Here is a 12890-nt window from a genome sequence, read left to right as displayed (position 1 = left end):
CGGACATTCTAGGGGCTATCAAAGAGTCCCACAAGCAGTCATACAGAATTGGCGTTTCGCATACCTATCGGACCAAAAAGTGGCTTCAGCCTTGGTAGGCTGGTTAGTCTGACAGGGGAGCATACCTCCAAAAATTGGTCGCACACGCGGAGAGCGTTCTACGCGTATGATCTACCTCTGCCGTCACCAGCCCGGGGGGAGTTGGCACCATTTTCGCTTCGGGCGGGAAGGTGCCGTAACCGGCGAACAGCGCGTGCCAGCTCATGCTGGCATAATGTGGGTTGCCATCGTGTTGGCGCAGGTTGACCTCGCGCAGGTCCTTATGGGTGAACCAAGCGGTAATCATGCCTTTCAGATTCTCCGACAGCGCGTCGTTGGCCGCATTGTCGCGCCAGTATTGCGTGTCGCTGCGCTGGTTGAGCCGGTAGTGCGCGACGATGTAGTCGCGGATCCCTTCGTACTTGGCAGCGATACGCTGGTTGAACATATCGCGATGCGCTGACCCGTAGCCGCCCTTCTCGTAGGCATCGGCAAAATCGAGCGCAGTGGCGATGACGATGTGCAACGCGGTCGCTTCGAGTGGCTCGATGAAGCCTTGCGACAGGCCGGCAGCTAGACAATTGCCGGTCCAGGTCTCGGCGATCCGACCAACCCGCATCTCCAGAATACGCGCTTCGCCTTCGTCCTGCATCCCGATCGCTTCGCGCAATTCCGCTTCGGCGTCTTCGTCAGATACGTACTTCGATGAATAGACGTAGCCATTGCCGGCCCGCGTCGTCAGCGGGATCGACCACCGCCATCCGGCGCGCATCGCGATACTATCGGTCTGCGGCTTGAAGCGGGTACTATGCGCAGAAGGCAGAACCACCGCGCGATCGTTGAACAGGTTGTTGCCGAACGGAATGAACTGTGCACCCAGCGTCTGTTGCGCGAGGACCGAGCGGAATCCGGAACAATCGACGAAGATGTCGCCCTCGATCCGTGTCCCGTCCTCGCAGAGGAGCGCGGCGATCTCGGTCTGGGTACCCTGTTCCACATCGGTCACCCTGAGGGGCCGGTGCAATACGCCGCGTTCGGTCGCCCAGTCGCGCAGGAGCTTCCCCAGTTTGTGGGCATCGAAGTGGTAGCCGTAACTGGGCATGAAGGGGAAGTTGTCCCGCGGGTGCGGGCCCCTGTGTTCTCTCGCCAGGACCTCGGCGAGAAACCAGTCGTCGGGATGGGCGGGCACATCGAAACCCCGCCGGCGAAGCGCGCAATTATGCACGAAACCCGGTTCGGTATGCAGGTCGACGGGCCCCGGGAAGGAATGGAAATAGCTCTCGAAACACGGCCGCTCGCTCCAGCCGGTAAAGCGGATACCGAGCTTGTAGGTGGCATCGCACGCGGCCATCCAGTCGGCTTCGTCGATGCCGAGATGGTCGAAGAAAGCTTTCAGTTGCGGCGTCGACCCCTCTCCGACACCGATTATCCCGATCTCGGGACTTTCGACGACGGTGACCTGTCCGCCGCGCGAATGCCAGCGATGGTGCAGCAGGCAGGCGGTGATCCAGCCCGCGCTGCCCCCACCCAGCACTACCACGCGTGGAGGTTTGCTTTCTGTCACCCCTCGATCGGTACCAGCCGAACGGCAAAACCGCCACCGGGAGCCATGCGCAGGTCGAGGCGATCGGTCGCGGTCAGGTCGCGTTGCTCGACGACGATATCGAAGCGAGTAGGGCCTTCGAAATGCGCCGTTGCCGCATCACGATAGATTTCGGCGCGATAGGACTTGCCCGGATCGAGGAAATCGAGCGCCAGCGAGACCGAGCGCTCGCTCGCATCGGTGCCGCCACCGATATACCACTCCGCGCTGTTGCGGTCCTTGCGTGCGGTAACGACGTAGTCGCCCACCTCACCTTCGAGGATGCGGCTTTCGGCCCAGTCGGCCGGGACGTCCTTAACGAACTGGAAGGCATCCTTGTGCTCGGCATAGTGCTCGGGCAGATCGGCGACCATCTGGATTGGGGAGTAGACCAGAACATATTCGGCCAGCGCGCGCGCCATAGTCATCTGCAGGGGTTGGCCGCGGCCCTCCAAGCTGAGGATTCCCGGCGTGTAATCCATTGGGCCTGACAGCAAGCGAGTGAAAACCATGGTCGGAATATGGTCCGGACCGTTCGCAGGAACGCCCCAGGCGTTGAATTCCATACCCCGCGCGCCCTCGCGGCTGACCCAGTTGGGATAGGTGCGCCGCAGCCCGGTATCCTTGACCGGCTCGTGCGGATTCATCGCGATTTTGCGCTTCGCCGCTTCGGTCACGACTTTCAGGTGGTGGCGCTGCATCACTTGGCTTTCAGTGCATTCGCGCGTCTCGTGGCCATCGGGATGCACGTAGCGCAGGTTGCAGGCGTCGGTGACGTAGCCGGACTTGATGACCTTCACCCCGCGTGCGGCCATCAGGTCGAGCCCGGCTTCGAGCTGGCTTTCGTAATTGCCGACATCGCCGCTGGTCTCGTGATGGCCGACGATCGGCACGCCCTTTTCGGCAGCGTAGCGGGCAAGTTCCTCAAAGTCGTAATCGGGATAGCTTTCGGTGAAACTGAATTCGCTGCCGTTGAAGAACCAGTTTCCATCCCAGCCGATATTCCAGCCTTCGACCAGCACGCCCTTGAACCCGTTTTCCGCAGCGAAGTCGATGTAGCGCTTCACGTTCTCGGTGGTGGCACCGTGCTTCGGGCCAGAACCCCAGGTTTCCTCCTCGAGGTGGAGCGACCACCATACACCGACATATTTGTGCGGTTTGAACCAGCTGACGTCACCGAGCCTGTTCGGCTCGTTGAGGTTGAGCTCCACGAGGCTCTCGGCAAGGCCCGCGGCGTCGTCGGTAACGCGGATCGTGCGCCATGGCGTTGCAAAGGACAGGTCGCGCTCGGCACGTGCCGCGCCTGAACCCGTGGGCGCCAGTGTTGCACGGAAGTTGGTCCCGGTGGTGCGCTTGATCCACATCCCTGCGAAATCGACCAGCGCAGCCTCGTGAATGGCAACATGCGTGCCGTCGTCCATGCGGAAGGTGATCGGCGTGTGCGCCATCGACACGGCGTCGATCGGCGTTTCTTCGTAGAGATATTCGTAGCGATTCCACTCGCCACCGGGAATCCACCAGGCCGTGCCGTCCTGCGCGAGATTGAATTCGGTCAGCTCATCGGCGACCCGCAGTGTCTCACCCATGCTCCGGTCGTCAAAGACATAGCGAAAGGCGACTGCATCGTCGAACACGCGGAAGGTCACGCCGAAACGCCGCTTTTCGTCGCTGTCCTCCTCGAAACGGACTGTCAGTTCGTTGTGGTGATCGCGCACGAAGCGTTGCTCGCCCCACGGCTGTTCCCATGTTTCGTCATGGATTGCCCGCGTCGCGCCGGTAATGGCGAGGCGCCGTTCGAGCTTGTCCTGATCGGTCAGCAGGAAGCCGAGCCGGCTTTCGCTGAAGACGGCGTTGCCTCCCTTGTCGATGCGGTAGAAAGGCCGGCCCTCGCCGTTGACATCGACCGTGACGGTGATGGTGCCATCGGGCGAAGCCACGACTTCTTCGGCCAGCGCAGGTGCGCCAAACATCGTGGCAAGGAAGGCGAGGAGGGGCAGGAATTTCATAATTCGATCACCATGGCGCTGAGGGGGGGCAGGTTGGCCGAAGTCGCCCCGTTGATGGCGGCCAGCACAGATCCGGTCGCAAGGTCGCCGGGCGCCGCAGCCGTCCCGGACCCCAGATTGAACAGGCAGCGAACCGTCTGGTTTTGCGCGCGGCGTTCGATAACGAACAGGCCGCCGACAGTTTCGCAGCGCACGACGGCGCCGTGATGCAGTGCAGGGGTGTCGCGCCGCAGGCTCAGCATTGCGCGGGTATGGTGGAGGAGCGATGCATCGTCGCCCTCCTGCATCTCGACCGAACGCGCGGCGTTGTCGTCACCGACGGGCAACCAGGGTTCGCCTTCGGTAAATCCCGAATGCGCAGAGGATGCATCCCAGGGCATCGGTGTGCGTGCGCCATCACGGCTGAGCGTAAGCGGCCAGTTGGCAATGGCTTCTGGGTCGTGGAGCTGTTCGAACGGAATTTCGACCTGTGTCAGGCCCAGTTCCTCGCCGTAATAGAGGATGATGTTCCCGCGCAGGCAGGCGAGCAGCATCATCTTCATCCGCGCCGCATCGGCGCGCTGGGCCGGCTTCCACCAGCGGCTGACGGCACGGGGCGCATCGTGGTTTTCAAATGCCCAGCTCGGCCAGCCCACCCCCTCCTCGTCCGGCCATTCGGCCAGCGCGGCGCAGATCGAGCCGGGGGTCAGTTCTTCGGCATAGAGGAAGTTGAAGCCGTAGGCCGAGTTGAGATGCTGCTCGCCCCGGGTGAACGCCTTCATTTCCGCCTCGGCCTCGTCCCCGCCGACTTCGGCGACGGTGAAAATCCCTTCGTAAGCGTCGGTCAGCGCGCGGATCCGCGCGATGAAAGCCGGGATGTCGGGATGCGACATATTGTACTTCTTGAGCTGGAAATCGAACGGTCGCGAACGCAGCCTGTCTGTTGCCGGAGCGGGCGGATTGTCGCGCAATTCCGGGTCGTGCATCGCGAAGTTCAGCGCATCGATGCGGAAGCCGTCGACCCCGCGATCGAGCCAGAACCGCATCGCTGCCAGCATGGCATCCTGCACCTCGCGATTGTGCATGTTCACCTGCGGCTGCGAATTCAGGAAATTGTGCAGGTAGTACTGACCACGCCGCGCATCCCAGGTCCACGCGGGGCCACCGAAGACTGACTGCCAGTTGGACGGCGGCGATCCATCGGGCTTGGCATCGGCCCACACGAACCAGTCCGCTTTCGGGTTGGTCCGGCTCGACCGGCTTTCAACGAACCACGGATGCTCGTCCGACGTATGCGAATAGACCTGATCGATCAGCACCTTGAGCCCAAGCTCATGCGCGCGTGCGATAAGCGTGTCGAAATCCGCCAGCGTGCCGAAGATCGGATCGACATCGCAATAGTCTGCAACATCATAGCCGAAGTCCTTCATCGGCGAAGTGAAGAAGGGCGAAATCCAGATGGCATCGACGCCGAGCGAGGCGACATGCCCCAAGCGCTGCGTGATACCGGGCAGATCGCCGATCCCGTCACCGTTGGAATCCTGAAAGCTCCGCGGATAGATCTGGTAGATTGCCGCACCCTTCCACCAGGGCCGATCGGTTGCCGGGGCGGCAACGGCCTCGAATGCGTCGGCGCGGTTCATTCTGCCACCTCCGACACGCGGCATACGGCCCAGCCGAAGGCGGGCAGCGTCAGCGCGGCGCTCCCCGGGGCGGAAACTTTCGCCGGGCATGTGCCGGCCAGTTCGTCGAAGCTGCGGGCATCGTAGCCTACGACGATGTTGGCGCTGCGTTCTGCATCGGACGTGTTGAAGGCTGCCAGATATTCCTCGCCCGTGTCCGGGTCAAAGCGACTGACGGCGAAGATGCCCGGTTCCTGATCGTAGTGCCGCACAACCTGCCTCCCGCGCGAAAGCGCCGGGTTCGTGCGGCGGATGGCGGAAAACTGAGCAATCAGTTCGAACAGGGGGTGGCTTTCGTCGAAATTGCTTTGCGCCGTGGTCGCATCGGTGCCGATCAGGTCGTTGTCGTTGTAGCTGGCCGTGCGGGAGGGGAACATGTCCTCGCGCGCGGCCTGGTCGTTACCATCGCCGACGAAACCCTGTTCGTCGCCGTAATAGATTACCGGGCTGCCCCGCAGGGTCAGCAGCATCGCATGCGCAAGCTTTACCCGCGCGAGCAGTTCCTCCTGCCCGATCTCGGGCCGATCCGCCTTCACGAGGGTCGAGAAACGGCCCATGTCATGATTGCCGAGGAAGGTCGGTAATGCGAGCGCGGCCTCTTCGCCGCCTTCATACAGCACGTCGCCATCGAACATTTCTGTCAGAACATGCGTGCCTTTGCCCTGGCCCACGGTTTCGCGCAGCGCCTGTGCGAAGGCAAAATCGAGCACGGCCGGGAAGCCGTCGCGCCGCGTATATTGCGCTATATACCCATTGTCGGGTGTGTCGCGGTAGACCTCGCCGAAGATGTGGAAGTTGGGAATTCCTGCTTCGTCGGCGGTTTTCAGCATGGCCGGAACGAAGGCCTGCCAGAATTCCGGGTTCACATGCCGCGCGGTGTCGACGCGGAACCCGTCGATCCCGAAATCGCGGATCCAGTTTCCGTAGATTTCGATCATCCCTTCAACGACGCGCGGGTGCTCGGTGAACAGATCATCGAGACCTGCGAAATCGCCGAACCGGCTGCTCTCGCCGGTGAAGGTAGTGTCGCCGCGGTTGTGGTAGTAGATCGGATCATTCAGCCAGGCGGGAACCTTGCTCTCAGCCTCATCCGCCGGGACCACCGGCGTGTAGGCATAGGACGGGTCCGTCAGCCTGGCGAAATTGACTGCGCTACGGTCTTCGTCGCCCATGAAACCCGTATTGACCGGCGCGCCATCCACGCCGCCCCGGCGCGAATAGGGAAAGTCACCCTTGCTGCGATAAACATAGTCCGTCGCATCACCCTCGGCATAGCGGATCACGTCGGCGGTGTGGTTGGTGATGATGTCCATGTAGACTTTCATCCCGCGCGCATGCGCGGCGTCGACGAAGGACTTGAACTCGACACGCGAGCCGAAATGGCCGTCGGGCCGTGTGAAGTCCGTTACCCAATAGCCGTGATACCCGGCACTCTCGCCGCCTTCGGGGCCCTGTACCGGCTTATTCTGGAAGATCGGCGCAAACCAGATGGCGGTTACGCCCAGCCGATCGAGATAATCGAGCCGCTGCGTCAGGCCTTTCAGGTCACCCCCATGGAAGAACCCCCTATGCTCGGGGTCGTAACCCGTCTCCAGACGGTCCCCCACGAAATCCCCCCGATCGTTGGAGGGATCGCCATTCTCGAACCGGTCGGGAAGCACGAAGTAGACGATCTCCTCGGATGGCAGGCGGTCCCGAAAGTTCGTTTCGCCTGCGCTGTCCTGAGCCTGCGCAGGCGAGACGGACGCAAGACCAAGCGTCAGCAGCGGAAGGACGAAACGGGTCATGCGGCAGTGTTCCTTTTGGCAGGACGGGCCATCAACCTGCCCAGCGTATCTGCGTGGTGCGGCATGGCGGCAGCGGCCTGCTCGAGCTGGCGCTCCTGCCATGCCAGAAAATCGAGGAGGTCCTGTTCGGCCATGGCATCGGCCAGCGGATTGTAGTGATTGGCCAAGACGCCCTGTCCGGCGAAAACCTGGAACCAGGCGACCTCGGTAAACAGCTCCTCATGCTCGCGATGGATGTGGCCCGTATCGCGCCACTGGTCGACCTTGCATTGCAAGGTGGCAGGCAGGTCAAGCGCTCGCATGGCATCCCAGAAGGGATCGCCTTCGCGCCCGTTGGCCCAGTAATGGAGAACGAGAAAATCGCGCACGCGGCTCCACTCGAAATCGGCCTGTGCATTGAAATGGTCGATCGTCGACGGCGTGGACCTGCCGGTGGGCAGAAGTTGCAGGAACCGGGCAAGCGCGCTTTGCACCAGGTGGATACTGGTAGATTCGAGCGGCTCCATGAATCCCGCCGCCAGACCCAGTCCCAGGCAATTGCCTACCCATTGCCGCCTCCGCTTACCGGTGGTGAAGCTCAGCAGACGCGGGTCGCCGTCGGGGCTCCCGTCCAGATTGGCGAGGAGCGTATCGGCCGCATCGGCCTCGCTGCAGAATTGCGAACTGAAGACGTAGCCGTTTCCGATCCGGTGCTGCAGCGGAATGCGCCACTGCCAGCCGGCCTTGCGCGCCATCGCGCGGGTATAGGGGGTGAAATCACCGCCGCTGGTGCAAGGTACCGCCAGAGCGCGGTCGCAGGGCAGCAGGTTCGACCAGTCATCGAACCCGGCCTCCATGGCCCCCTCGATCAGCAGCGCGCGAAAGCCGGTGCAGTCGATGAAGAAATCGGCTTCCATCCGGCGCCCGCCATTAAGCACGAGTGCCGCAATATCTCCGGTTTCGCCGTCGCGCTCCACCCGCTCGATGGTGCCTTCGGTGCGCACGGCACCCCGCGTTTCGGCATAATGGCGCAGGAAAGCGGCATAGAGCGAGGCGTCGAAGTGATAGGCGTATGGCAAGTCCCCCCCGCCCGGCCTTGGCATGCGCAGATTGCGCGCGGCCACCTCGTTGGGCGAATAAAGCGCCAGGTCCTTCGCATGGCCCAGCGCCTTGGCGCGCAGCCAGTAATGGCGAAAAGGGATGAGGCCCGACGACTGACCGACCGGGCCGAACGCGTGCATGTAGCTATGGCCTTCGCCGCGCCAGCCATCGAACGCGATGCCGAGCTTGATGCTGCCCTTTGTCTCGCGCAGGAACTCGGCCTCGTCGATGCCCAGCGCCTGGTTGAAATGGCGGATCTGCGGAATCGTCGCTTCGCCCACGCCGATCGTGCCGATTGCCTCGCTTTCGACCAGCGCGACCCGGTAGTCCGGAGGCAGGAACCGGGCCAGCAATGCCGCCGCCATCCAGCCGGCGGTCCCGCCGCCGGCGATCAAGATGCGAAAGGTGCGATTGTCATTCACGGCTCAACCCTGTTTCCCGAGACGGCAAGGTGTGGCGGCGCGTTTGCCTGCGAAACCTTGGAAAGGATAGGGCGGCATGGCCGCGAGGAACCGCGCCGCCCTTTCCGGGAGAAACACTAGAACTTGTACGTGAACCCGGCCAGGAAACGGCGGCCGTATTCCTGATAGTCGATTACCGCGCGTGGTTCGGGCACGTCGAACTGCGAAACGAAAGGTGCATTGGTCAAATTCTGGCCTTGGATGTAGAGCGAAAGGCCTTCGAGCGCGCTGCCCGACTGGAATTCGTAGCCGATCTGCGCATCGAAGATGGTTTCGGCTCGCGCCAGGCGGCGCGTCGGCGATCCCCCGAAACCGGTGAAGTCGGCCAAGAACTCGGACCGATACCGCACGCTGCCGCGCGCGCTGAAGCCGTTAAGATCGTAATAGAGCGTGCCGTTGGCGACCCATTCGGAATATCCGGGGATCTGGTCGGTATCGCCGTTCGCATTCTCGACCTTGGTCTTCGTGTAGCCCGCCCCGCCGGTAACGCCGAAGCCGTTGAGCGTACCGGTGAAGACATCGAACGGCACCGTCGCGGCCAGTTCGACGCCGTAGAAATTGCCGCCGCCCGTGTTCACTTCGGAATCGAGGAAACCGATCGTGGTGGCCGGGGTCTGCCCGGCCGGCTGCGGGAACGGCGCGTAGTCGAAGATCACGCGAGACCCGTCAATATAGCTGACCAGATCCTTGTAGAAGACCTGCGCCGCGATCACCCCGGCGCCGCCGGCGAAATACTTTTCTATATTCAAATCGACAGCATTGGCACGATAGGGGCGCAGCAGCGGATTACCGCCGCCGCCACTGATGAAGGGCGCTTCGCCCGTCGGACTTTCACCCGCATTGTTATTGATGCCGTAGCTGATGGCGACACGCAGGTCGTCGAGTTGCGGGCGCTGGATCTGGCGGCTGGCGGCCACACGGAACACCCATCCACTGTCCGTGCGCAGAGACAGGTTGGCACTGGGCAGGACGTCCCAGTAATTATCGCCGAGCGAAAGGTCGACGCGGTCTGCTGCACCGTCGCCATCGATATCGGCGAATGCGACACCGGTCGAATTCTGTTCGGTATTGATTGCCTGCACGCCAACATTCCCGGTCAGCACGCCCACGCCCATTTCCTGCTCGATATCGAGCTGCAGATAGGCGGTCATCAGCTTTTCGGTGATGCCGTAGGCCTTCGCCGGAACGTCGTTCGAAGGGTTGGGATCGAGCACCAGCGTGCCGTCCGCGATCAGGTCGCGCACATCGTAGCTGACGATCGGGCCTAGACCGAGATAGCCGAGATCGGTCTCGCGCAGCAGCGCGCTATTCGGGATGGCCACTTCGGTCGCGCCGTTTGCGGGGGACACGAAAAATTCGTCCGGAGTGAGGTTCTTGGATCGATCAGTATAGGCGAGGCCGAAATTGATCTTGGAGAAGAAGCCACCCAACTCCTTGCCCACGCCTAGACGATACTGGAACAGCTCATCTTCGACGATACGGTCATTGTAATATCCCGCCTGGATCCGGTCGCCGCCCCAGCCGAGCGGATCGGTCAGCACGATCAGGTTCGGATCTCTGTAATCGAGCGTAGGTGAAAAGCTGGTACCTTCTGTCCCAGAGATGAAATCGATCGTATCGGTCGCACCCACTCCGGCGCCGTAACCGGTACCCGAGTAGCTTTCGATGCTGAGTTCTTCACGGTCGGTGCGCGAATAGCCGAAATCGAAGAAGGCATTCCAGCCGTCATTGCCTTGGTAGTCGAGATTGATGCCGCCCGAATAGAGATCGGCCTTGCGCTGGAATACGTCATTGCGAACCACGCCCTCGACGTTTTCGAACGTGCCCGCCTCGGCAAAACCGCCGAATGGGCCATCGACCACGGTGGCATTCGTGGGCGCACCGTTGAAGCCCAGAGGCAGTTCGATTCCGCGCTTGGACTGATCGTCGTCGAAGTTGGAATAGAAGCCGTCGACCGTAACCATGAAAGTCGGGCTGGCTTCGAACTGCACCGTGCCGTTGACGCCGAAGCGCTTGAGTTGAGTGGAGGTGACGAAGCTCTTGTTACCGCCGATCACGAAGGGATTGCCTGTCGTTCCGTCACCGGCATAGCCCCAAGCGTTGAATTCCTGCAGTTGATAGGGCTCGTCGGTATAGGCGGCTGCCAGCGCCACGCCCAGCGTATCATCGGCGAACTGGTCGACAAAGGTCGCATTTACACGGTAGCCGAATTCCTTCGACCCGGCATTGAGCGCGCCCAGATCGGCATAGGACCCCTTCGCACCGACAGCCAGGATACGTTCGTCTGCCTCGAGCGGACGGATGGTGCGCACATCGATCGTCCCGACGAGGCCCTGGCCGACAAGGCTGGCCGATGGTGTCTTGTAAACATTGACTTGGTTGACGACTTCGGAAGGGTACTGGTCAAATTCGACCGCCCGGTTGTCGCCGGTCGAGGTCTGTTCGCGTCCGTTCAGCAGCGTCTGCGAGAAGTCGGGGCCGAGCCCGCGAATGGCGATGACGTTTGCGCGGCCGTTGAGGCGCTGCGAAGTGACGCCAGGCAGGCGGGCGATCGATTCCCCGATGGAATCGTCGGGCAGCTTGCCAATGTCTTCTGCCGTTACCGATTCCAGGATCAGGTCGCTGTTGCGCTTGGTGCTGACCGAAGTTGCCAGCGACTCGCGAAAGCCGGAAACGATGATAACATCGTCGGATTGCGCATCGGTGTCCGCTTCCGCCTCGACATCGATGTTCGGATCGACGTCCTGCGCGACTGCCGGTGTCGCCATCGCGGCCAGCGAAACGGCAAAGGCCGACATGCTGACGGTGGCGGTAAATCTGTTGCGATTTGCCATTTCAAAGCTCTCCCCAAAAGACCCGGAACCGTTCTCGGTTGCCTGGGCCGCAGTCCAATTCTCGACAGGTCCTGCGTGGTGCAAACCACCTGTACGGCGTCGGCATATGTCGGGATCGGCAAGTCGCGATAGACAGCATACGTATGTGATTGCGCCGCAACACGGCTTGGTGCAATTTTGCCATAGCCTCGCCGAAATAGCCGATCCCCGCGGGATCCGGGCGCTTCAAGTTGCCTGTCCCGCCACGTATACCTATGGTCGCGGGCGAGAGAGTATGCGAGCACTGCCCCGGAGGAGGAGAGCGATGGGTCGAAAGCCGACGGGTCGGCCGACCAGTTTCGATATCGCCTATGCCGCAGGGGTATCGCAGCCCACGGTGAGCCGCGCTCTCCGCGGCGACAAATCGGTCAGCGCCAGCACCCGGGCAAGGATCGAAGCCATCGCTCGCGATCTCAATTATACGGTCGACAAGAACGCCTCGTCATTGCGCAGCCAAAGATCGAATACGATCGCGCTGCTGTTCTTCGAAGACCCGACTCCCGACGAGAGCATGATCAACCCGTTCTTCCTCGCGATGCTCGGCTCGATCACCCGGGCCTGCGCCGACCGCGGTCTGGACCTGTTGATATCGTTTCAGCGCATGGAGGGTGACTGGCACGTCCAGTACCAGGACAGCCATCGTGCCGACGGGCTGATCCTGCTGGGCTATGGCGATTACACCAAATACCGCGAACGAATGGAGCAGCTCGTTCGTCAGGGCACGCATTTCGCGCGCTGGGGTTCGGTTTCGAGCGACACGAGCGGCGTCACGGTCGGGACGGATAACGTCACCGCCGGAAAGCTTGCCGGTCGGCACCTGATCGAGAGCGGTCGACGGCGCATTGCTTTTCTCGGCCATGCCGACGACCACTATCCGGAATTTGCCGGCCGGTACCGTGGGTTGCTGGAAGCAATGCAGGACGGGGGAATCGCAAAAGACGCGGCGCTCCAGTTCGATGCGCTGACAACCGAAGAAGAGGGCTGGACTGCCGCGAAAGGTCTGCTCGACAGCGGCGCACAATTCGACGCGATTTTCGCGGCCAGCGACCTGATCGCCATTGGCGCAATGCGGGCTCTGGCCGAGGCCGGCCGCCGCGTTCCGCAGGACGTCGCGGTCGTCGGTTTCGACGATATCCCCGCGGCCAGCCTCACGACCCCGCCGTTGACCACGGTGATGCAGGACATTCGCGGCGCGGGGCAGGCGCTTGTCGAAACGCTCCTGGCGCAGATCGAGGGACGCGACCTCCCCCCGCGCAAACTTCCCGGAAAGCTGGTTGTGCGCGGCAGCAGCGGGAGAACCTAACGGGCCAGCGTATTCGTATACGCACTTGGCGCGGACAGCGTGCCGTGCAAGCGTTCGTCACGAGCAATGCTGCAGCGGGCACAAAGACCGGCGTGGCC

At 62.2% G+C, this 12890-nt stretch carries 7 protein-coding genes; 1 reads left to right on the top strand and 6 read right to left on the bottom strand.

The window, feature by feature from the left end; translation table 11 throughout:
• Window positions 1–103 precede the first annotated feature (103 nt).
• From KYK83_RS02835 to KYK83_RS02810, 6 genes are all read right to left on the bottom strand, one after another.
• Window positions 104–1603, bottom strand: coding sequence for a tryptophan halogenase family protein (locus KYK83_RS02835; RefSeq protein WP_222827105.1), 1500 nt, complete (start codon window positions 1601–1603; stop codon window positions 104–106).
• Entirely contained in the window at window positions 1600–3627 is a 2028-nt protein-coding gene (locus tag KYK83_RS02830; RefSeq protein ID WP_222827104.1) for a glycoside hydrolase family 97 protein, read from the bottom strand. Before KYK83_RS02830 ends, KYK83_RS02835 begins: the two co-directional genes overlap by 4 nt.
• A complete protein-coding gene (locus tag KYK83_RS02825) occupies window positions 3624–5249 on the bottom strand; it encodes an alpha-amylase family glycosyl hydrolase (protein ID WP_222827103.1) in 1626 nt (541 codons plus the stop codon). Before KYK83_RS02825 ends, KYK83_RS02830 begins: the two co-directional genes overlap by 4 nt.
• Window positions 5246–7075, bottom strand: coding sequence for an alpha-amylase family glycosyl hydrolase (locus tag KYK83_RS02820; RefSeq protein WP_222827102.1), 1830 nt, complete (start codon window positions 7073–7075; stop codon window positions 5246–5248). Before KYK83_RS02820 ends, KYK83_RS02825 begins: the two co-directional genes overlap by 4 nt.
• Window positions 7072–8577 carry a tryptophan halogenase family protein gene (locus KYK83_RS02815; RefSeq protein ID WP_346729404.1) on the bottom strand — a complete coding sequence of 502 codons (1506 nt, stop codon included), beginning with the start codon at window positions 8575–8577 and terminating at the stop codon, window positions 7072–7074. Before KYK83_RS02815 ends, KYK83_RS02820 begins: the two co-directional genes overlap by 4 nt.
• Before the next feature lie 116 nt (window positions 8578–8693).
• Complete coding sequence (locus KYK83_RS02810) at window positions 8694–11450, bottom strand: TonB-dependent receptor (protein ID WP_222827101.1); 2757 nt, start codon at window positions 11448–11450, stop codon at window positions 8694–8696.
• A gap of 304 nt (window positions 11451–11754) precedes the next feature.
• Here KYK83_RS02810 and KYK83_RS02805 point away from each other — a divergent pair, with 304 nt between their 5' ends.
• Window positions 11755–12792 carry a LacI family DNA-binding transcriptional regulator gene (locus KYK83_RS02805; RefSeq protein WP_222827100.1) on the top strand — a complete coding sequence of 346 codons (1038 nt, stop codon included), beginning with the start codon at window positions 11755–11757 and terminating at the stop codon, window positions 12790–12792.
• The last annotated feature ends 98 nt before the right edge of the window (window positions 12793–12890 follow it).

Origin of the sequence: Qipengyuania pacifica, assembly GCF_019857205.1 — a bacterium.
Taxonomy (GTDB): Bacteria; Pseudomonadota; Alphaproteobacteria; order Sphingomonadales; family Sphingomonadaceae; genus Qipengyuania; species Qipengyuania pacifica.
Note: the sequence above shows the minus strand (reverse complement) of the source record. Positions and strands in the feature narration are given on the sequence as shown.

Coding starts and splice junctions, on each gene's coding strand:
- KYK83_RS02820 (WP_222827102.1), bottom strand. CDS start 7,075: ATGACCCGTTTCGTCCTTCCGCTGCTGACGCTTGGTCTTGCGTCCGTC.
- KYK83_RS02825 (WP_222827103.1), bottom strand. CDS start 5,249: ATGAACCGCGCCGACGCATTCGAGGCCGTTGCCGCCCCGGCAACCGAT.
- KYK83_RS02810 (WP_222827101.1), bottom strand. CDS start 11,450: ATGGCAAATCGCAACAGATTTACCGCCACCGTCAGCATGTCGGCCTTT.
- KYK83_RS02805 (WP_222827100.1), top strand. CDS start 11,755: ATGGGTCGAAAGCCGACGGGTCGGCCGACCAGTTTCGATATCGCCTAT.
- KYK83_RS02830 (WP_222827104.1), bottom strand. CDS start 3,627: ATGAAATTCCTGCCCCTCCTCGCCTTCCTTGCCACGATGTTTGGCGCA.